Below are 19198 nucleotides of genomic sequence, written 5' to 3' on the forward strand. Positions count from 1 at the left end.
GACGGGGCTTTTTCGCAGGTGGGCGGTACTGGGTTCGAACCAGTGACCCCTCGCTTGTAAGGCGAGTGCTCTACCGCTGAGCTAACCGCCCTGAGCCGGGTTACACCCTACGGCACCGAGGGTGGTGTCGGCACATCAGATAGTTGTACGACGATTCGGCGTGGCGTGCTGCCGGTGGCCTGGCTGGTCCAGGCGGGGGCGATGTCCGCCAGTGGGGTGAGGGCGTGGTCGACGGAGAGGGCGCCGGTGGCGGCGTGGTTGAAGATCTCGGTTAGGGCGGTGTGGCGTTGGGTGGGGGTTAGGGCGTTGTTGGTGTAGCCGAGGAGGGAGGCGGTGTTGCCGCGGAGGGTGGCGGAGGTGAAGGTGGCTGATTCGGCGGCGGCGCTGCCGAGATTCACGATTCGGGCGCCGGGGGCCAGGACCTGGGCGGCGGCGGTGGCGGGGATGCCGAAGACGGGATCGATGACGACGTCGGCGAGGCCGTCGAGGGCTCGGCGCAGGCGTGGGGTGAGAGTTTCGGGTGTGTCGTCGGGGTGGAGGGGGACCACGGCGTCGGCGCCGTTCTTGGTGGCGAGGGCCTGGGATCGGGGGGAGCGGCAGACGGCCACGACCCGGCGCGCGCCGAGGAGGCGGGCGGCTTGGACCGCTACCTGGCCGACCGTGCCTCCCGCGCCGAGGATGAGGACCTGTTCGCCGGGGCGGAGGGCGGCGCGCCAGGTGAGGGCCATCCAGGCGGCGACGGCGGACAGTCCGAGCGCCGCGGCGGTCTCGTCCCGGGTGCCGTCGGGGATGGGGACCAGGTCGGTGGTGGGTACGGCGCACAGGTCGGCGAAGCTACCGTCGCCGGGGCGCATCCCGGCCTGGGTGGGGAACCAGACGCGGGTGCCGTCGGTCAGCTTGCCTACGCCCTGAACTCCTGGGATGTACGGGAGGGCGGGTTGCCCGAAATAGGACGTGCCGCTCGCGCACAGAACGTCCAGCGGCGTGATCGGCGCAGCCGTGACCTGGACCAGGCTCTCGCCTTCCGCGACCTCCGGTGCGGGCACGGTCCTCAGGTCGGGAGGATTACCGCAGGACAAGACGACAGCGGCTCTCATCGCATCCTCCAACCCACGTGTTCGTTTACGCCGATCCTCCGGACCACCACAGGCTCCCAGGGCTCGTTCATATGTGCCGATCTTTCGGCCACACAGGTCCTCATGTGCTTTGATCTCCCAGCCCAGCACAGGCTCCCAGCTCCTGTTCGTGCGCTTCGATCTCCTGACGCACTACTGGGTTCCCAAACTTGTTCGTGTGCTCCGATCTTCGGCCCGCCACAGACTCCCAGCTCCTGTTCGTGGCTCCCATCCGCCGTCTGCCACGGCCTTCCAAGCCCTTGTCGATGTACGCCGATCGCCAAACCAAGCACGGGCTCCTAACCCTCATGACCCCCGGTCCTCACGGCCGTCGCAGTTCCTGCCTGTCCCCTCGAATGTCGGGCGCTGCCGCCCGCCGTGCGGGTGGATCTATGTCGATATATCGGGATAAGGGAGGGTGAAGCGGGTGAGGCGTTGGCCGAAAGCTTTTTGGTATTCCAGGGGTTCGGTGTTGTCGCGTTCGAACATTGCGATGAAGAGGGTCAGGGTGAGGAAGGGGTGGGCGCCGAGTTCGAAGAGGCGGACGTGGTCGTGGGTGGAGAGGGCTTCGCGTTCGGCCGGTTCGAGGGCGAGCCAGGTGCTTGACTCGCCGGCGGGGCAGTTGAGGATCCTGTTGGCGAGCTCGGATTCCCACCAGGTCACTGTGCCGGCTGGGTCTTCCCGGTAACGTTCGACCAGGTCAGCGTCGCGGTCGATCGTGTATAGGAACTTGTTGAGCAGGTACTTGCTCATGCGGGCACTCCTTCCGGATACCAGGTGAAGTACGCCTCCATCGTGTGGAACAGGTCGAGGGAGTCGACATGGTCGGCTTTCGCGCCTTCACCGGCGACGCCCATCATCAGCATGAAGTCCATGAAGCCGTGCGTCGCGTTGCCGGGGGTCCAGAGGCTGTCGAGGGAGACTTCGGCCAGTGACCGCTCGATATCTCCGTTGGCGATCCATTCGACGGCTTTGCGGTCGAACTCGGGATCGGGGCCGTGCGGGCCGAACTGGCGAGGGCCGCCGAGTTCGAGGGACAGGTGGCCGGTTCCGATGATGGCCACGCGGAGCTCGCTCGGCCAGGACTCGACCAGTTCGCGGATCGCGCGCCCGAGGGCGACGAAACGTTTCGGCTGCGGGAGGGGCGGGGCGAAGATGTTGGTGTAGATGGGGACGATGGGAAGGTCGGCTTCCGGGCGGAGCGTGATGATCGGGCAGGTGATGCTGTGGTCGATGCGGAGCTCGTTGCTGAAGGCCAGGTCGAAACCCTCGTCGAGTCCCCCGCGCAGGATGTGCGCGGAAAGGTCCTCCTGACCGCGCAGCAGCATGCGGGGCAGCCCGAACTCGCGTTCCTCGTTGGCCCAGTTGGCGTCGTAGAAAGGCGCCTTACCGACGAGGAACTGCGGCATGTTGTCCAGCCACAGCTGGTGGAAATGATCGGAACCCACCATCACCAGAACATCCGGCCGAGCCCGGGTCAGGGTCTCCCGGAAGACCAGGATCTTCGCGACCCACGCGTCGGCGAAAGGCGGCCGTTCCTCCGGCGGAGCCGTGCTCGCACGGTAATAGAACGGATGATGGGTGGACGCGATGACGGCGGCTATTGTCGCCATGAAAGACCTCCCTGCGCTGCATCCAGGATGTACCGGTCAACGACTTCGTAAATCAACCCGACCACCCCGAACGCGACGGGACCTCCCACGCTTCGGCGGGAACGTGGCGGCCGACGGCTTCGTAAATAGATCCAAACACGACCATCGCCACAGGACCCCCTACGCCTCGTCCGATATACACGAGCACGACAGGACCTCCCACGCTTCGGCGGGAGCGTGCCGGTCGACGGCTTCGTAAATGGACCCAAACACGACCATCGCCACAGGACCCCCTACGCCTCGTCTGGGATATAGGCCGTATTTCGGTCTACCGCGTGATAAATGTCCATGCCGATAGGGTCGCGGCGTTCCTCGGCGAGGTGGCCGAGGAGGCCGGCGGCGCGGGCGAGTAGGGCGAAACCGCGGAGCATGTCGATGGGAAGGCCGAGGTCGGCCAGGGCCGCGCCGCAGACTCCGGCTCCGTTGAGCGGGAGCGTGCGACCGAGGACCTGCGGGTGGACGCGGCCGATCGCCGCGAAAAGCCGCAGATGGGGGCCATACAGCCCCTCCTCGGACGCGATCTTGTACAGCACCGGCGTTCGCGGATCCTCTTGCTTGTGTACGGGATGCCCCAGACCGGGCACCAGCCGCCGCTCCGCCCGGGCGTCCTTCACGGCGGCCAGGGCGATCGCGTCCCACTCGGCGTCCGGCATGTCGTCGGTCCATGTGCTACCCGCGAGCGTCCCGGCGAGGAACCGCCCCGCGTCCTCCGTCACGCCGAGAAAGCGGGAGCCACCACCGAGCAACCCCGCCGCCAGCGCACCTTGCACGGACTCCGGCGCGCTCAGGTAGGTCAGCCGGGCCGCGATCGCGGTCGGCGTGAACCCGTGATCGGCCAGCGCGACCAGGACCGCCTCGAAAACCCGCGTCTCCGAGGGAGTGGGCCGCCGCCCGGCGACCAGCCAGAAGGCGAGTTCCCCGAAGCCGACCTTGCCCATCAGATCATGAGCGAGATCCTGCCCGAGCACGCGGATGCTCGTCTCATCCGACGTACCTATCGATGTCCTGAAATTTCCGCTCACGCTTCCCCCAGCCAGGCCCGGATCTCGTCACCGTGCTCATCCAACCCCGGCGGCGGCAACCGGTAACTAGCCGCCGTACGCGACAAGCCAATGGGATTGCGCACAGACGGCACCCCACCCGGCGAGACCACCGGTTCCAACCCCAGGTCGGTGGCGAGCTCCACGCCCTCCCCCACCGTGTTGATCGGCCCGCACGAAACCCCCACCGCGCTCAGCTCGCGGAACCACTCCGCCCGATCCCGCGATTCGAGCCGAGCCACGAGCAACGGCCGCAACTCCTCCCGGTTCGCCGTCCGGTCAGCCGTCCGCGCGAACCGCGGATCGTCGGCCAACTCCGGCGCCCCGAGAACATCACACAATTTCCGGAACTGCCCATCGTTCCCCGCCGCGATCACCAGCTCCCCATCCTTCGCCGGAAGCGGCTCATAGGGGAACAAACTCGGATGCGCGTTCCCCATCCGGTACGGCACCACCCCACCCGCCACCACCGCACTGGAATGGTTCACCATCCCCGACAAAGCCGACGAAAGCAGATTGACCTCAACATGCTGCCCAACCCCTGACCCAGCCCGCTCATACAACGCGGCCAGCACCCCAGAAACCGCATGCAATCCGGTCATCACATCGAAAACCGAAATCCCCGCCCGATACGGCGGCCCACCCGGATCCCCCGTCAAACTCATCAACCCGGACACAGCCTGCACAATCAGGTCATACCCCGGCAGCCCCGCACCCCCAGCGGTCCCGAACCCACTGATCGAGGCATAAACCACCCCACGGTTCCGCGCACTCACCGCCGCATAATCCAGCCCATACCGCGCAAGCCCACCCGGCTTGAAATTCTCGATCATCACATCCGCGCGCGCGGCCAGCTCCCGGGCCAGCACAAGATCGGATTCATCCTTGAGATCCAGCACCACCGACCGCTTGTTCCGGTTGATCCCGAGGTAATACGTCGACACGTCCCCGCGAACCGGAGGCATCCAGTTCCTGGTGTCGTCCCCGCCGGGGCTCTCCACCTTCACGACCTCCGCCCCGAGATCCCCCAGCAGCATCGTCGCGTACGGCCCTGCCAGCACCCGCGAGAAGTCTGCGACGAGAACCCCCGCGAGCGGCCCTGAACCCGGCGTCCCCATGAGCCTAGAATAACCTTCCGTCCGCTGAACGGACAATTGTCCGCCCCATCGAGCATCTTGCCCCCGCGGTCACGTTGTCAAGCGCTGGCCTGCGGAACGGCCTCATACAGCGCGAAGTCGGCCCCGATCGCCCCCGCCGTACGCAGCAACGCCGGCAGGTACGCCTCGACCAGCTTCTCCATGGACGTCTCCGCCGCGTGCGCGTTGACGTTGACGGCCGCGATGACCTGGCCGTGCCCGTCCCGCAGCGGCGCCGCCACCGACCGGATCCCGGGCGCGAGCTGCTCGTCGGTGATCGCCCACCCGCTCGCCCTGACCTCACGCAACGCCGCGCGGCGCTCCTCGGCGCCCGGCTGCCAGCACGGCACGATGCCCGACCTGCTCGGTTCCGCCAGCACGGCCTCCACCCGCTCCGGCGGCAGCGCGGCCAGCAACACCTTGCCGAGCGAGGTCTGCAGCGCCGGGAACCGGGTCCCGATGGTCACCGACAGGGTGACGATCTTCGGCACCGCCACCCGCGCCACGTAGACGATGTCGCAGCCGTCCAGCTGGGCGATGGAGCAGGACTCGTTGGTCTGCGCCACCAGGGCTTCCAGATGCGGCCGGGCGATCTCCCACAGCCCCATCGAGCGCACGTACGACACGCCGAGCTCGAGCACCCGGGGGGTCAGCGAGAAGCCGGCTCGCTCGGCCCGGACGTAACCCAGTTCCTCCAGCGTGAGCAGGATGCGCCGGGCCGTCGGCCGGGCCAGGCCCGAGGCGGTGGCCACCTCGGTCAGGGTCATGGCGGGCTGGCGCGGCCGGAACGCCCTGATCACGTCGAGGCCCCGGGCGAGCGCCTCGATGAAATCCGGGCTGGTGCCCTTGCGGGGCGTGGGCGGAGGCATGGGCGGTCGTCCGTTTCCTGCGTCTTGACATCGGGACAGGCTGCTCTCATTGTGGCATCACTGTTCCCTTGACCGCCATACGGACACTAGTCCGCCAGGGAGGCGCCCATGAGCGCGACCGCCGCCCACCAGCCCGGCCGACCCCTCGTTCTCCGCGACGGCCTGGTCCTGACGATGGACGACAGCCATACCATTCTGCGGGACGCCGACGTCCTGATCATCGGGGAGCGTATCGAGGCCGTCGGGCCCGCCCTGGAGGTGCCGGACGGAACCGTGGAGGTGGACGCGTCCGGCGGGATCGTGATGCCCGGCATGATCGACACGCACCGCCACCTCTGGCAGACCGCGATGCGCGGATACGGCGCGGACTGGACCCTCACCCAGTACTTCGTCTGGTACTACCTCGAATGGGGCAAACGATTCCGCCCCCAGGACGTGTACGCCGGCAACCTGCTCGGCGCCATCGAGGCCCTGGACGCGGGCGTCACCACCACCGTGGACTGGTCCCACGGCCTGCAGACCATCGACCACGCCGAGGCCGCGGTCGACGCCCTCGAAGCCGTCCCCGGGCGTTTCGTCCTGGCGTACGGAAATATCCAGCAAGGTCCGTGGGAATGGGCCACGTCGCCGGAGTTCCGGGACTTCGTCACCCGGCGGGTGCGGGGCCGGCTGGGCTTCCAGCTCGCCTTCGACGTCACCGGCGACCCGGCGTTCCCCGAGCGCGCCGCCTTCGAGGCCGCCCGCGAGCTGGGCGTTCCCGTGACCACGCACGCGGGGGTGTGGGGCGCGACCAACGACGACGGCATCCGGCTGATGCACGAGAACGGCTTCATGACACCGGAATCGGTGTATGTGCACGCGGCGACGCTCAGCCAGGACTCCTACCACCGGATCGCCGCGACCGGGGGTTCCGTCTCGGTCTCCACCGAGAGCGAGCAGAGCGCCGGCCAGGGTTACCCGCCCACCTGGCAGCTGCGCAAGCACGGCATCCCGGTCTCGCTCTCGATGGACACCAGCGTCTGGTGGAGCGGCGACCTGTTCTCCGCCATGCGCGCCACGTTAGGCGCCGACCGCTCCCGCGAGCACCTGGAGGCGCACGGGCGCCAGGAGACGATCACCCACTGCCACCTGCGGGCCGAGGAGGTCGTGGACTGGGCGACCAGGGGCGGCAGCCGGGCGCTCGGCCTGGACGCCTCGATCGGCAGCCTGGAGCCCGGCAAGAAGGCCGATGTCGTGCTGCTGAAGAACGACCACTCGCCGGTGATGTTCCCGATCCTCAATCCGTACGGGCACGTGGCGTTCCAGGCGCAGCGGGCCGACGTGCACACGGTCGTGGTGAACGGGCGGGTGGTGAAGGCCGACCACCGGCTGGTGGGCGTGGATCTGCCCGCCGCCCGGCAGGCCGTCGAGTCGACGGTCGGCTATCTCATGGAGCAACTCGGCGATTCCTGGGCCACGGGGATGAACCCCGACATTCCCGAGACCAAGATCATGGACAATCCGTATATGTACACCGAGTGGCGTGGTCAGAAGGGTTCAGAGGACCGATCTTAGGTCGGGGCTCCAGGTCGGCTGCCCGGCGGCGCGCCAGCCGAGGATGGCCGCGCCCAGCATGCCCGCGCGCACGCCGAGGGCGGACGGGCGGAGCGGCGGCGGCTCGCGGAAGGCCAGGCGAGCCGCCAGCCGTTCGGCCAGCGGATCCAGCAGGACAGGACCGGCTTCGCCCAGGCCGCCGCCGATGACGATCATGGAGGGGTCCAGCAGGAGGGTGTAGGAGGCGAGGGAGATCGCCAGCGCCTCGACGGCGTCGCCGAGGACCTCGGCGGCGCGGGCGTCGTCAGGGGCGCGTTCGACGATCTCCTTGGCGGTGGCGGCGTCGCCGGTGCGGGCCGCGTAGCGGCGGGTCAGAGCGCCGGCGGAGGCGTACGTTTCGAGGCAGCCGTGCTGGCCGCAGGCACATTTCTCGCCGTCGGGCCAGACCGTCGTGTGGCCGATCTCACCGCCCCAGCCGTTCGCTCCCCCGTACGGCTCCCCGGCCAGGACCACCGCACCCGCGATGCCGGTGCCGAGTGGCAGGAAGAGGAAATCGGATACGTCCCGACCGGCCCCGAAGACGCTCTCGGCCAGGCCACCGGTGCGTACGTCATGCCCGAGCGCGGCGGGCAGGCCGGCCGGGACGAAAGCCGACACGGGCACGTCCCGCCAGCCGATGTTGGCGGAGTAGAGGGCGACCGTGGCGGACACGATGCCGGGCACGGCCAGCCCGACCCCGGCGGGGGCGCCCCCGAACGAGCGGGAGCCCGCGTCGGCGAGTTCGGACACATAGGAGCGGATATTGGCGACGGCCGCCTCAGGACCCCGCTCACGGCCCGTGGGCCGCCCGGGGAAAACCGTCACCTCACCAGAAAAGGTGACGAGGCCGCCCTTCATCGATGTTCCGCCCACATCCAGGGCGACCACGTAGCTCACCGGCACATTATCGCCGCATCACTTGCGGCCCAGCACCCGGTTGAGCGCGGCTTCGACCTCGGCGGCCAGGCCCGACAGGTCGGGGGAGCCGGGGCTGGGGGCCTGCGCGAGCCGTACCAGGCCGCAGGAGCGGCATTCGACCTCGCCGAGGCGGCAGATCAGGGCGGTCGACGCGCAGGTGGGGCAGGTGTCGAGGTCCAGGTCCTGGGCACGCTGGCAGTCCGGGCAGACCAGGACCTGCGCCTCGTGGCGCACGCCGCGTTTCCACGGACTGGCGCCGCGGACGGGATCGGTCTGCCGGGCCCCGCATCGATAGCAGGGCATGGTCGCCTCCCACATTGGCCAAATCGGGGCAAGGGTTGAAATATCCGGAACGGAACGGCCGTATCGGGTTAGCGGCGGTCTCGGCTCGCTGGCCGGGGATCGCCGAGGTCACAGTTGGGTGAGCACCTTGCGGTACTCGGTGACGTCCCGCGGCTGGCCGATCGCGGTCTCGATCTGCCAGCGGAGCACGCCCTCACCGTCAAGGATGAAGGTGCCACGCCGAGCGCGCCCCTTCTCCTCGTCCAGGACACCGTACGCCCGCGCGACCTGACCATGGGGCCAGAAATCCGAGAGCAGCGGAAATGAGTAGCCCTCGCGATCCGCCCAGGCGCGCAGCGCGAACATCGAATCCACCGAGATCGCCAGCACCCGGGCCTCCAGGGTGGCGAGCTCGTGCAGCTCGCCCTGGCAGACGCCGGTGAACGCGGCGGGAAAGAAGACGATCACCACGGACTCCCCCCGGAGCCCGGACAGACGGACGGGTGTGCCGTGCTGATCCATCAACGCGAAGTCCGGCGCGATGCCCCCGATCTCCACCGCCCACACCCTCCTACAAGTCATAGAGAACCTGCCGTACGGCGAGCGCCGTACGGCAGGGACGACCAGGCGACGTTAGCGGCGGGCCTTGAAGACGAGCCGCGTGCCCGACCAGTCCTGAGCCGCACTGATGCTGCTCGTCTGGGAGAGCCCGGCTGTCGTGGCGTCCTCGCCGATGTCGCTCGGCTCAACATGGCCGGGCCGGCCCGCCTTGGGCGTCAGGAGCCAGATCTGGCCTCCGTCCGCGAGGGCGGTCATGGCGGCGGTGAGGGCGTCGAACAGATCGCCGTCGTCGTCGCGCCACCACAGCAGCACCACGTCGACGACATCGTCGTAGTCCTCGTCCACCATCTCGTTGCCGGTCAGCTCTTCGATGGACTCGCGCAGTGCGTCGTCGCTGTCCTCATCCCAGCCGACTTCCTGCACCACCTGACCCGGCTTGAGGCCAAGTCGTTCGGCCAGGCCGCGCTCGCCCTGCGCCTGACCCGCGGTCGCGCTCACGTTCATCCCTCCTGCTTGGCTTGACCCCGCCGGAAACCTCAGCGGGTATCGTTCGGCACAGTCCACACGCTGTGACCCATCGTCGTCAACGGTCGCCACGGCGAGTGACCCGCACCGTTACCTACTTGCTGGACAAAAACGACAAACGGACACTTCGATCCGGGTTGTCGATATTGAGGTCCACCACCGCGATGGACTGCCAGGTTCCGAGCGCCAGCCTTCCAGCCAGCACCGGAATAGAAGCGTACGGCGGGATCAGGGCGGGCAGGACGTGTGACCGTCCGTGACCCTTCGATCCGTGCGCGTGTCGCCAGCGGTCGTCCGCGGGAAGCAGGTCGCCGAGGGCGGCCAGCAGATCCCGGTCGCTGCCCGCGCCCAGCTCGATCAGCGCGACCCCCGCCGTGGCGTGCGGCACGAAGACGTGCAACAGTCCGTCGCCGCCGCAGTCCGCCGCGAACCGCTGGCATTCGCCGGTGATGTCGTGCACCTGCTCGCGTGAGCCGGTTCGCACGTCTATTACCTGAGACCTCACATCGGGATCCTATGCCCTCCCTGAGCTGCGACGACGAGTACGCCACCACTTCGAGATTGCCGACATTTCGCCAGAAGTCGCAATAAATGGGTACGTGGGGGTGTGAGCGGGTAAGGCCGTACCGGCTGCGTAAAGGAAGTTTTGCGGAGCCGGAAGATCAGGAGATACCGCCAGAATCACGCGCCTGCGGGAGCCACGCTCACAATTCGGGGCCCCCGGTGTGCACGGTTGGCGAAAAACGTCCTACCATCGGTGGTCTAGGCCACAGCCCCCTGTCAGCCAGCAGGGACATCTTGGTTTACCGGGGAGTAGAGATGCACTTTCCGGGGCGACGAGCCAGGATGGAAGCCGAACCTAGACCCGACAAAAGTCGATCCCTGAACAGTCGATCCCTGAACAGTCCATCCTCGGAAGGCGAGAACCCAGTGGCTTCCGGACGCCAGCGTTTCTCGATCATCAGCGACGGCCTACCCAGCCAGGTCCCTGATGTCGACCCCAGCGAGACCCAGGAGTGGCTTGAGTCGCTCGACAACGTCATCAAGGCGGAGGGCAGAACCAGAGCCCGCTACCTGATGCTCCGGCTGCTGGAACGCGCCCGGGAACACCAGGTGGGCGTGCCGGGGCTGCGCAGCACGGACTACATCAACACGATCCCGCCCGAGCGCGAGCCGTGGTTCCCCGGCGACGAATACGTCGAGCGCCGGATCCGGGCCTACATCCGGTGGAACGCGGCCGTGATGGTCACGCGCGCCAACGCCCGCACCAACGTGGGCGGCCACATCGCCACCTATGCCTCGGCGGCCTCGCTGTACGAGGTGGGCTTCAACCACTTCTTCCGCGGCAAGGACCACGGCGAGTCCGGCGACCAGGTGTTCTTCCAGGGGCACGCCGCGCCGGGCATCTACGCCCGCGCCTTCCTGGAGGGCCGCCTCACCGACGCCCAGCTGGACGCGTTCCGGCAGGAGCTGTCGCACGGCTTCAAGGGCCTGCCGTCCTATCCGCACCCGCGGCTGATGCCGGACTTCTGGGAGTTCCCCACGGTATCCATGGGCCTGGGCTCCATCGGGGCGATCTACCAGGCCCGGTTCAACCGCTACCTGAACGACCGCAAGATCAAGGACACCTCGCGCAGCCACGTCTGGTGCTTCCTCGGCGACGGTGAGATGGACGAGCCCGAGTCGCTCGGCGCGATCGGCCTGGCCTCCCGCGAGGAGCTGGACAACCTCACCTTCGTCATCAACTGCAACCTGCAGCGCCTGGACGGCCCGGTGCGCGGCAACGGGAAGATCATCCAGGAGCTGGAGTCCTACTTCCGGGGCGCCGGCTGGAATGTGATCAAGGTGGTCTGGGGCCGGGACTGGGATCCGCTGCTCGCGGCCGACGTGGACGGCGCGCTGGTCAACCAGATGAACACCACGCCGGACGGGCAGTTCCAGACCTACTCCGTGGAATCCGGCGAATACATCCGCAACCACTTCTTCGGCGGCGACCCGCGGCTGCGCAAGATGGTCGAGCACCTGACCGACGACGACATCCGCAAGCTGTCGCGCGGCGGCCACGACTACCGCAAGGTCTACGCGGCGTTCAAGGCCGCCCGCGAGCACGTCGGCCAGCCGACGGTCATCCTGGCCCAGACGATCAAGGGCTGGACCCTGGGCAAGGACTTCGAGGCGCGCAACGCGACGCACCAGATGAAGAAGATGACCAAGGCCGAGCTGAAGGAGTTCCGCGACCGGCTCTACCTGCCGATCCCGGACAAGGACCTGGAAGGCGAGCTGCCGCCCTACTTCCACCCGGGCGAGGACAGCGACGAGATCGCGTACATGAGGGAGCGGCGCGCCGCTCTGGGCGGTTTCCTGCCCAAACGGGTCCTCCGGGCCAAGCCCCTCAAGCTTCCGGGCGACGAGGCGTACAAGCAGCTGGCCAAGGGCTCGGGCAAGCAGAACGTGGCCACCACGATGGCGTTCGTGCGGCTGCTCAAGGACCTGATGCGGGACAAGGAGATCGGGCACCGGTTCGTCCCGATCATCCCCGACGAGGCGCGCACGTTCGGTCTGGACGCCATGTTCCCGACCGCCAAGATCTACTCGCCGTCGGGGCAGACGTACGAGGCGGTGGACCGGGATCTGCTGCTGTCGTACAAGGAGTCCACCGAGGGCCAGATCCTGCACGAGGGCATCAGCGAGGCCGGGTCGATGGCCTCCACGATCGCGGTGGGCTCGGCGTATGCCACGCACGGCGAGCACATGATCCCGATCTACATCTTCTACTCGATGTTCGGCTGGCAGCGTACGGCCGACCAGATGTGGCAGCTGGCCGACCAGATGGGCCGGGGCTTCCTGCTCGGCGCGACGGCGGGCCGGACCACGCTGAACGGCGAGGGCCTGCAGCACGAGGACGGCCACACCCCGCTGATCGCCTCCACCAACCCGGCCGCGGTCTCCTACGACCCGTCCTGGGGGTTCGAGGTGGCCCACATCGTCAGGGACGGCCTGCGCCGGATGTACGGCGAGCGCCAGGAGAACGTCTTCTACTACCTGACGATCTACAACGAGCCCTACCAGCAGCCCGCGGAACCGGCGAACGTGGACGTGGACGGCCTGCTGAAGGGCCTCTACCTGTTCGCTCCGGCATCCGGGAACGGCCCCAAGGCCAACATCCTGGTCTCCGGCGTGGCGGGCCCGTGGGCGCTGGAGGCGCAGCGCATGCTGGCCGAGGAGTGGGGGGTGGCGGCCTCGGTCTGGTCGGCCACCTCGTGGTCGGAGTTGCGGCGTGAGGCGCTCGCGGTGGAGGAGCAGAACCTGCTCAACCCGGACGCCGAGCAGCGCGTGCCGTATGTGACGCGCAAGCTGTCCAACGTGCCCGGGCCGTTCGTGGGCGTCAGCGACTACATGCGGGCCGTGCAGGACCAGATCGCGCAGTGGATCCCCGGCGACTGGACCTCGCTCGGCACCGACGGGTTCGGCCTGTCCGACACCCGCTCGGCGCTGCGCCGCCACTTCCACGTGGACGCGGCGTCGATCACGCTCGCGGTGCTGACCCAGCTGGCCCGGCGTGGCGAGATCAAGACCGAGGTGCTGCGGGACGCGATCTCCCGCTACCACCTGAAGAACGGCGTGACCGAGGTCGGCGCTCCGGCGGAGACCAACGACACCGAGACGATGGGGGTCTGAGCGAGACCCCACGAGGGCGCCACCCGCTGCCGGGTGGCGCCCTCGCTGTTTCTCAGCTGAAGCAGTCGCGGTCGTTGAGGGAGGTACAGCCGGGGGGAGCCGGGGGCGGGCCCTGGTCGGTCCAGCCCGCCGAGCCGATCGTGAGGCGCCGCGTGAGCTGGTGGTCCATCGGTGTCACCAGGTAGCTCTCGATGACGACCTCCGGCCCCACGATGAGCCGTTCCTCCAGGGTGTCGTTGCGCGAGGTCCGGCTCAGCGTCAGCACGCCGCCGGCGCCGGAGATCCGCACGCCGGGCACTCCGGCGAGCATGCGGTACAAGCCGCCCTGGACCTGAGGGGTGATCGGCGCCCTCTGAAGCAGGTCCAGCCCGGTCGCCCAGAGCCATTCGTCGAGGTCCAGAAGGACATGCCGCCCTCTCCCGGACCAGTACACGACCAGCTCGGCCCTGAGCGCCTCCGGATCGGCGGGCAGGTCCATGCTCCGCGTCACACGCGGTTCCGGCGCGCCGGCCGGGCGAGGGCCGAGACCGCTCAGGAACCCGCTGGCCGGCCCCCAGGGAACGGTCTTGACGTCCCCCTTCTTGATCGGCCCCGGCCCGCACACCTGGTCGAGATAGGGGCAGAACTGGGGAGCGCCTATGTTCTCCCATTCCTTCCGGTCGGCGGGATCGAGTGGAGCGGACTCCATGAAGCGAGTCTGCTGGGCCTGCCGGCCGTCGGGCGGTCCGTCGAGGATGTCGCTGTCCTGCCAGCGCGTGTGGACATACAGCTCCTTCATCAGGATGCCGTGCTGTTCCCGTTCGATCCGGACGTCCTCCAGCGCGACTCGCCAGTACCGGCCGGTGGTGGGTTCGCGCTGGGCGGCCCGCTCCGCCGCGGCCTCCACCGCCGCCAGCGCCGCCACCCGGTCCAGGGTCCGGGTCAGGTCCGGGGGCCCGGGCGGGTCCGGGTGCGCGAGCAGGCGCGGCACGATCATGGAGATCGCCAGGACAGCGACGGTGGCCAGGGCCGCGATCAGGTAAACCGGCCGCCGCCGCGGCGGGGGCGCGCCGAGCACGCGCGCCCTGACCCTGGCCGTGCGGGCCGGGTCCGCGGGCGGCACGTCCGGCATCACCGCGTCGATGAGCTTGATCTCGTTCATCAGGTCACCCCCAGTGACTTCTGCAGCTTGGCCCTGGCCCGGTTGAGGCGGGAGGCGACCGTGCCGTTCGCGATGCCCAGGGCCGCCGCGACCTCGTCGTAGCTGAGGCCTCCGTAGGCGACGAGCAGGATGACGTCGCGCTCGCCCTTCGACAGGGCGGCCAGGGCGGCGGAGAGGCGGCTGACGGTGGCGGCGGCCGCGATCCGGTCGACCACGCGCTGGTCGTGGGCGTCGTCGTCCGGGGGCGGGCCGGTGCGCGCCAGGGCGCGGTAGCGCCGCAGTTCGGAGCGGCGGTGGCGGCCGATGAGTTTGGTGGCGATGCCGTACAGCCAGGGGCGGACCGAACCCTGCGCGGGGTCGAAGCGGTGGCGCTGGCGGAACGCGATGAGGAAGGTTTCGGCGGCGAGGTCCTCGGCCACGGAGAGGTCCAGGCGCCGCCCGATATACCGGTGGATTTCCTGGTAGTGCGTGTCGAAGACGGTGCCGAACCGCTGCGGGTCGGCCACCGTGACGGCGGGGGGAATCATCGCAAGGTCTCCCTTGCCGGAAGGACAGGTCACCCCTTGTTGCCCGATCGAGCGGCACCCTTCCGGGTGAGTTGCCAAGTCAGTCACAAGTGATGAACAAGGCCACTCAATCACCATATGTACCTGTGAACCGAATCGCAGCAGGCCATCTCCTCCGGCAAGGACGAGTCGCCGCAGCCCGTGATGTTCTGGGTGCTGGTCGGCGGGGGCGTGCTGCTCGCCGTCGTGATCGGCCTGGTCCTGCTCATGGTGCTGGTCAAGCGCCGCAAGCGGCCGCAGGCCCCTGTGCCGTACGGTCACCAGCCGCAGTACTACCAGGCGCAGCAGCAGCCTTATGCGTTGCCGTCCGCGCCCGTGAGCGATACGACGCAGTATGTCCGGCCTGGCCCTTACCAGCAGGCGCAGGTCGCCGATCTGGAGCGGGAGCTCGCGGAGCTGCGCCGCCAGCTCGGGCAGCGGCCCCCGGGGGCCTGAATAAAGCACGAAAAGCCCGCCGTACTTCCTCGCGGCGGGCCTTTCGCATTCTTCTGTAAGAAACGCATAAGCAAATTCGCTTAAGGCATGTTTAACGGCGTTCTTCTATACCTGTCCCCATGGCAGAAAAAGGACTCAGAATCGCCGCGCTCGTCGCGATCCCGCTCTTCCTGGCCTCCTGCGGGAACCAGGCCCCCGACACCGGGATCGCCTCCGCGGCCACGGCTTCCGCCGCCGCGACGGCCGCGCCGTCCCCCACCAGCAGCGGCGACCCGCTCAAGTTCGCCCAGTGCATGCGGGAGAACGGCGTCGACATGCCGGACCCGGAGCCGGGCGGCAACCAGGTGATGATCCGGCAGAAGAAGGGCCAGGAGGCGGTCACGGAAAAGGCGCTCAAGGCGTGCGAGCAGTACCGGCCGATCGTCGACGGAAAGAACGTCGACGACGGCAAGCTGCAGGATGAGATGCTGAAATTCGCGCAGTGCATGCGCGACAACGGCGTCGACATGCCGGACCCGCAGGTGGACGGCGGCCGGGTGCGGATGGGCGGTCCTGGCATGGACCCGGATTCGCCCGTCTTCAAGAAGGCCTCGGAGGCTTGCCAAGACCTCATGCCGGGCGGCGGCAAGATGCTCGGCGGTTCTGGCGGCGGGAAATGAAACGAGGCGGGCTGCTCGCCGGAGCCGTCGCCGTGCTCGCGCTGGCGGGCGGCGGGGTGGCGACCTTCTCCCTCACCGGCGAGGCCGGGACACCGTCGGAGTCGGCGAGCGCGGCGCCGACCGCGACCGCCGAGATCACCCGCTCCGACCTGGTCGACAGCAAGACCGTGGACGGCACGCTCGGCTACGCCGGCCGCCGCGTGCTGCCCAACCAGGCCACTGGCACCGTGACCAGGATCAGGGCGGAAGGCACGCTGGTCCGCCGTGGCGGCTGGCTGTATTCGGTGGACGGACGGCCGGTCTCGTTGCTGTACGGATCGATCCCGATGTATCGCACTTTGTCCTCAGGTTCCGAGGGCAAGGACGTCGAGCAGCTCGAACGTAACCTGGAGGCGCTCGGGTACGAGACGGGGACGGTCGACGAGTATTTCTCGTGGGTGACCGCCCGGGCCGTACGGGAATGGCAGGACGACCGCAACCTGCCCGAGACGGGCAGCGTGGACGCGAGCCAGATCATCATCGCCTCGGGGGCGGTCAGGATCGCCGACGTCACCGCCGAGAAGGGCGACCGGGCCGGGCAGTCGGTGGTGACCACGACCAGCACCAAGCGGGTCGTGCACATCGACCTGGCGGCCTCCGACCAGCAGCTGGCCCGGCTCGGCGCCAAGGTGACCCTGGAGACCCCGTCCGGCGGCACCGCGAAAGGCACGATCACCGCGATCGGCACGGTGGCCGAACCCCCCGCCCAGGAGGGCGGCGAGGCCACCATCGACGTCGAGGTCACCGCCGAGGGCAAACTCGGCCGCCTCGACCAGGCCCCCGTCACCGTCGACCTCCAGAGCGAACGCCGCGAAAACGTCCTCTCGGTCCCCGTCGAAGCCCTCCTCGCCCTCCGCGAAGGCGGCTACGGCATCCAGGTCGTCGGCACCGGAATCGTCGCCGTCGAAACCGGCCTGTTCGCCTCCGGCCAGGTCGAGATCACCGGCGAAGGCCTGACCGAGGGCATGAAAGTCGAGGTCCCCGCGACATGACCAGTGACATCGGCACGGCGGACTTGACCGCCTTCAGCCTGCGCCTTCCCTCGGCTCTCCGGCGCTCCTCAGCCCACACACAGGCGCGGCCAAGCCAGGAGGGGGTCGAGGAGGCTGTTGCCGTTATCGAGTTGAGCGGTGCCACCAAGACCTATCCGGGCGGTGTGCAGGCGTTGCGTGGCGTCGATTTGCGGGTCGATAGCGGAGAACTGGTGGCGATCGTGGGGCCTTCGGGGTCCGGGAAGTCCACCATGCTGCATCTGATCGGCACGCTCGATCGCCCTTCGTCGGGGACGGTCCGGATCGCTGGGTACGACGTGGCCGAGTTGTCGGATCGTGAGCTGTCCGCGTTGCGTTCCCGGCATATCGGGTTCGTGTTCCAGTCGTTCCACCTGGCCGACGGGTTTCCCGCGCTCGACAACGTGGCCGACGGCCTGCTGTACAGCGGGGTGCCGAGACGGGAGCGGCGGGAACGGGCGGCCGAGGCGCTGAAGCGGGTCGGGCTCGGGCACCGGCTCGATCATCGGCCGGCGCAGTTGTCCGGTGGGGAGCGGCAGCGGGTGGCGGTGGCCCGTGCGGTGGTCGGCGAGCCGTCGTTGCTGCTGGCCGACGAGCCGACCGGCAACCTGGACTCGGCGTCCGGCGCGGACGTGCTGGACATCCTGCGCGAACTCCACGCGGCCGGGACCACGGTCGCGATCATCACCCACGACAACGACGTGGCCGCCGCCGCGCCGCGGCGGATCCGCCTGCGGGACGGGCAGATCGTCGAGGCGGTGGGCGCGCATGGCTGAGCGGCTGCGACCGGGGCGGCTGGCCTGGGGCGACCAGGTCCGGGTGGGCGCCTCAGGGCTGCGCGCCCGCCCGGCCCGGGTGATCCTGTCGGCGCTGGGGATCGCGATCGGCATCGCCACCATGGTGGCCGTGGTCGGCATCTCCTCCTCCAGCAAGGCCCGCCTCCTGGCCGAACTCGACGAGCTCGGCACCAACCTGCTGCGGGTGACCCCCGGCCAGACCCTGTTCGGCGAAACGGCCAACCTGCCGGCCGAATCGCTGGCCATGGTCCGCAGGATCGGCCCCATCCTGACGGCGGGTTCGACCGGCGACACCGGCGAGCCGGTGTTCCGCAGCGACCGCATCCCGGCCACCCAGACCAGCGGCCTCACCGTCCGCGCCGCCTCCCTGGATCTGCTCGACTCCCTCCAGACCGCGGTACGGCACGGCGCCTGGCTCAACGAGGCGACGGCCGCCCAGCGCGCCGTGGTCCTCGGCTCGGTCGCCGCGCAACGGCTGGGCCTGCGGGTCGGCCACCAGGTGTGGATCAAAGGCCAGTGGTGGACGGTGACCGGCGTCCTGGACAGCACGCCGCTGGCCCCGGAGGTCGACAGGTCGGCCCTGATCGGCTACCCGGCCGCGGGAACCTACCTCCAGTACGAGGGCTACCCGACCACGATCTACACCCGCTCCGAGGAGGCGGCCGTCACCGACGTACGGGAGGTGCTGCCGCGCACGGCCAACCCGGAACATCCGGAGGAGGTCGAGGTCAGCAGGCCGTCCGACGCGCTGTCCGCACGGGCGGCGGCGGACAGCGCGTTCACCAACCTGCTGCTCGGCATCGGCGCGGTGGCCCTGCTGGTCGGCGGCGTCGGGGTGGCCAACACCATGGTCATCTCAGTGCTGGAACGACGCCGAGAGATCGGCCTGCGCCGCTCCCTCGGCGCGACGAAAGGCCAGGTGCGCGGCCAGTTCCTGACCGAGTCGCTCTTACTGTCCGTCCTCGGCGGAGTGGCCGGAGCGCTGCTCGGCACGCTGGTGACGGTCGGCTACGCGGCATGGCGCGACCTGCCCGCCGTGGTCCCCCTGTGGGCCCTCGGCGGCGGTCTGGCCGCGACCCTGCTGGTCGGCACGGTGGCCGGAATCTACCCGGCGATGCGAGCAGCCCGCATGTCCCCCACCCTCGCCCTGAGCACGGCCTAGCGCCAACGGCCTGCCCGGTTGGGCAACAAGTGCCACGGCGT

Annotated in this window: 20 protein-coding genes and 1 tRNA gene; 7 read left to right on the plus strand and 14 right to left on the minus strand. The window is 69.0% G+C overall.

Translation table 11 applies throughout. The annotated features are described in order from the left end of the window. Positions 1 to 19: 19 nt before the first annotated feature. The 7 genes from ABGB08_RS08910 to ABGB08_RS08940 all read right to left on the minus strand — a co-directional run bounded on the left by ABGB08_RS08910 (position 20) and on the right by ABGB08_RS08940 (position 5812). A tRNA-Val gene (locus ABGB08_RS08910) sits at positions 20 to 91 on the minus strand. A gap of 16 nt (positions 92 to 107) precedes the next feature. After that, entirely contained in the window at positions 108 to 1097 is a 990-nt protein-coding gene (locus ABGB08_RS08915; RefSeq protein WP_347588261.1) for a zinc-binding alcohol dehydrogenase family protein, read from the minus strand. A gap of 408 nt (positions 1098 to 1505) precedes the next feature. Continuing rightward, positions 1506 to 1868, minus strand: coding sequence for a hypothetical protein (locus ABGB08_RS08920; RefSeq protein ID WP_347588263.1), 363 nt, complete (start codon positions 1866 to 1868; stop codon positions 1506 to 1508). After that, positions 1865 to 2728, minus strand: a complete 864-nt coding sequence (locus ABGB08_RS08925; protein WP_347588265.1) for an extradiol ring-cleavage dioxygenase — start codon at positions 2726 to 2728, stop codon at positions 1865 to 1867. Before ABGB08_RS08925 ends, ABGB08_RS08920 begins: the two co-directional genes overlap by 4 nt. Before the next feature lie 272 nt (positions 2729 to 3000). After that, the gene (locus ABGB08_RS08930; RefSeq protein WP_347588267.1) at positions 3001 to 3789 is read right to left on the minus strand and encodes a citryl-CoA lyase; all 789 of its coding nucleotides are present in this window, start codon (positions 3787 to 3789) and stop codon (positions 3001 to 3003) included. Next, positions 3786 to 4925, minus strand: coding sequence for a CoA transferase (locus tag ABGB08_RS08935; RefSeq protein ID WP_347588269.1), 1140 nt, complete (start codon positions 4923 to 4925; stop codon positions 3786 to 3788). The genes ABGB08_RS08930 and ABGB08_RS08935 overlap by 4 nt, the downstream gene beginning before the upstream one ends. A gap of 77 nt (positions 4926 to 5002) precedes the next feature. After that, positions 5003 to 5812, minus strand: a complete 810-nt coding sequence (locus ABGB08_RS08940) for an IclR family transcriptional regulator C-terminal domain-containing protein (RefSeq protein WP_347588271.1) — start codon at positions 5810 to 5812, stop codon at positions 5003 to 5005. A 108-nt stretch (positions 5813 to 5920) separates the two neighbouring features. Between ABGB08_RS08940 and ABGB08_RS08945 the strand changes: the two genes are divergently transcribed. Next, positions 5921 to 7366 (plus strand): amidohydrolase family protein, encoded by a 1446-nt coding sequence (locus tag ABGB08_RS08945; protein ID WP_347588274.1) that lies wholly within the window; start codon positions 5921 to 5923, stop codon positions 7364 to 7366. Here the strand turns inward: ABGB08_RS08945 and ABGB08_RS08950 are convergent. The 5 genes from ABGB08_RS08950 to ABGB08_RS08970 form a co-directional block, all read right to left on the minus strand. Then, positions 7349 to 8281, minus strand: a complete 933-nt coding sequence (locus tag ABGB08_RS08950) for an ROK family protein (protein ID WP_347588278.1) — start codon at positions 8279 to 8281, stop codon at positions 7349 to 7351. The genes ABGB08_RS08945 and ABGB08_RS08950 overlap by 18 nt on opposite strands. Positions 8282 to 8299: 18 nt before the next feature. Then, on the minus strand, positions 8300 to 8605 hold the full coding sequence (locus tag ABGB08_RS08955; protein WP_347588280.1) for a hypothetical protein: 306 nt from the start codon (positions 8603 to 8605) through the stop codon (positions 8300 to 8302). 108 nt (positions 8606 to 8713) lie between these two features. After that, complete coding sequence (locus ABGB08_RS08960; RefSeq protein WP_347588282.1) at positions 8714 to 9166, minus strand: peroxiredoxin; 453 nt, start codon at positions 9164 to 9166, stop codon at positions 8714 to 8716. A gap of 51 nt (positions 9167 to 9217) precedes the next feature. Then, positions 9218 to 9643, minus strand: coding sequence for a DUF3052 domain-containing protein (locus ABGB08_RS08965; RefSeq protein ID WP_218041766.1), 426 nt, complete (start codon positions 9641 to 9643; stop codon positions 9218 to 9220). A gap of 121 nt (positions 9644 to 9764) precedes the next feature. Further along, the gene (locus ABGB08_RS08970) at positions 9765 to 10175 is read right to left on the minus strand and encodes a YjbQ family protein (RefSeq protein ID WP_347588287.1); all 411 of its coding nucleotides are present in this window, start codon (positions 10173 to 10175) and stop codon (positions 9765 to 9767) included. 425 nt (positions 10176 to 10600) lie between these two features. Between ABGB08_RS08970 and aceE the strand changes: the two genes are divergently transcribed. Beyond that, the gene (aceE, locus tag ABGB08_RS08975; RefSeq protein WP_347588289.1) at positions 10601 to 13348 is read left to right on the plus strand and encodes a pyruvate dehydrogenase (acetyl-transferring), homodimeric type; all 2748 of its coding nucleotides are present in this window, start codon (positions 10601 to 10603) and stop codon (positions 13346 to 13348) included. Between the two features lie 52 nt (positions 13349 to 13400). On the opposite strand, the gene ABGB08_RS08980 is transcribed toward aceE, so the two are convergent. Both ABGB08_RS08980 and ABGB08_RS08985 read right to left on the minus strand, forming a co-directional pair. Continuing rightward, entirely contained in the window at positions 13401 to 14489 is a 1089-nt protein-coding gene (locus ABGB08_RS08980) for a hypothetical protein (RefSeq protein ID WP_347588291.1), read from the minus strand. Continuing rightward, on the minus strand, positions 14489 to 15016 hold the full coding sequence (locus tag ABGB08_RS08985) for an RNA polymerase sigma factor (protein ID WP_347588293.1): 528 nt from the start codon (positions 15014 to 15016) through the stop codon (positions 14489 to 14491). The genes ABGB08_RS08980 and ABGB08_RS08985 overlap by 1 nt, the downstream gene beginning before the upstream one ends. Positions 15017 to 15196: 180 nt before the next feature. On the opposite strand from ABGB08_RS08985, the gene ABGB08_RS08990 reads away from it, so the two are divergent. From ABGB08_RS08990 to ABGB08_RS09010, 5 genes are all read left to right on the plus strand, one after another. After that, positions 15197 to 15490: a hypothetical protein gene (locus tag ABGB08_RS08990; RefSeq protein ID WP_347588295.1), complete on the plus strand. Its 294-nt coding sequence runs from the start codon at positions 15197 to 15199 to the stop codon at positions 15488 to 15490. Between the two features lie 119 nt (positions 15491 to 15609). Then, the gene (locus ABGB08_RS08995) at positions 15610 to 16149 is read left to right on the plus strand and encodes a hypothetical protein (RefSeq protein ID WP_347588297.1); all 540 of its coding nucleotides are present in this window, start codon (positions 15610 to 15612) and stop codon (positions 16147 to 16149) included. Further along, positions 16146 to 17180 carry a peptidoglycan-binding protein gene (locus tag ABGB08_RS09000; protein ID WP_347588300.1) on the plus strand — a complete coding sequence of 345 codons (1035 nt, stop codon included), beginning with the start codon at positions 16146 to 16148 and terminating at the stop codon, positions 17178 to 17180. The genes ABGB08_RS08995 and ABGB08_RS09000 overlap by 4 nt, the downstream gene beginning before the upstream one ends. Continuing rightward, positions 17177 to 17974 carry an ABC transporter ATP-binding protein gene (locus ABGB08_RS09005; protein WP_347588302.1) on the plus strand — a complete coding sequence of 266 codons (798 nt, stop codon included), beginning with the start codon at positions 17177 to 17179 and terminating at the stop codon, positions 17972 to 17974. The genes ABGB08_RS09000 and ABGB08_RS09005 overlap by 4 nt, the downstream gene beginning before the upstream one ends. Next, a complete protein-coding gene (locus ABGB08_RS09010; RefSeq protein WP_347588304.1) occupies positions 17967 to 19157 on the plus strand; it encodes an ABC transporter permease in 1191 nt (396 codons plus the stop codon). The genes ABGB08_RS09005 and ABGB08_RS09010 overlap by 8 nt, the downstream gene beginning before the upstream one ends. Positions 19158 to 19198 lie beyond the last annotated feature (41 nt).

It is taken from the genome of Acrocarpospora sp. B8E8 (genome assembly GCF_039871605.1).
In the GTDB taxonomy this organism is placed as follows: Bacteria; Actinomycetota; Actinomycetes; order Streptosporangiales; family Streptosporangiaceae; genus Acrocarpospora; species Acrocarpospora macrocephala.

What these genes read in the sequence shown, in the direction of transcription:
- ABGB08_RS08915 (WP_347588261.1), bottom strand. Translation starts at nt 1,097, where the DNA reads ATGAGAGCCGCTGTCGTCTTGTCCTGCGGTAATCCTCCCGACCTGAGG.
- ABGB08_RS08920 (WP_347588263.1), bottom strand. Translation starts at nt 1,868, where the DNA reads ATGAGCAAGTACCTGCTCAACAAGTTCCTATACACGATCGACCGCGAC.
- ABGB08_RS08925 (WP_347588265.1), bottom strand. Translation starts at nt 2,728, where the DNA reads ATGGCGACAATAGCCGCCGTCATCGCGTCCACCCATCATCCGTTCTAT.
- ABGB08_RS08935 (WP_347588269.1), bottom strand. Translation starts at nt 4,925, where the DNA reads ATGGGGACGCCGGGTTCAGGGCCGCTCGCGGGGGTTCTCGTCGCAGAC.
- ABGB08_RS08940 (WP_347588271.1), bottom strand. Translation starts at nt 5,812, where the DNA reads ATGCCTCCGCCCACGCCCCGCAAGGGCACCAGCCCGGATTTCATCGAG.
- ABGB08_RS08945 (WP_347588274.1), top strand. Translation starts at nt 5,921, where the DNA reads ATGAGCGCGACCGCCGCCCACCAGCCCGGCCGACCCCTCGTTCTCCGC.
- ABGB08_RS08955 (WP_347588280.1), bottom strand. Translation starts at nt 8,605, where the DNA reads ATGCCCTGCTATCGATGCGGGGCCCGGCAGACCGATCCCGTCCGCGGC.
- ABGB08_RS08960 (WP_347588282.1), bottom strand. Translation starts at nt 9,166, where the DNA reads ATGACTTGTAGGAGGGTGTGGGCGGTGGAGATCGGGGGCATCGCGCCG.
- ABGB08_RS08980 (WP_347588291.1), bottom strand. Translation starts at nt 14,489, where the DNA reads ATGAACGAGATCAAGCTCATCGACGCGGTGATGCCGGACGTGCCGCCC.
- ABGB08_RS08985 (WP_347588293.1), bottom strand. Translation starts at nt 15,016, where the DNA reads ATGATTCCCCCCGCCGTCACGGTGGCCGACCCGCAGCGGTTCGGCACC.
- ABGB08_RS08995 (WP_347588297.1), top strand. Translation starts at nt 15,610, where the DNA reads ATGGCAGAAAAAGGACTCAGAATCGCCGCGCTCGTCGCGATCCCGCTC.
- ABGB08_RS09000 (WP_347588300.1), top strand. Translation starts at nt 16,146, where the DNA reads ATGAAACGAGGCGGGCTGCTCGCCGGAGCCGTCGCCGTGCTCGCGCTG.
- ABGB08_RS09005 (WP_347588302.1), top strand. Translation starts at nt 17,177, where the DNA reads ATGACCAGTGACATCGGCACGGCGGACTTGACCGCCTTCAGCCTGCGC.
- ABGB08_RS09010 (WP_347588304.1), top strand. Translation starts at nt 17,967, where the DNA reads ATGGCTGAGCGGCTGCGACCGGGGCGGCTGGCCTGGGGCGACCAGGTC.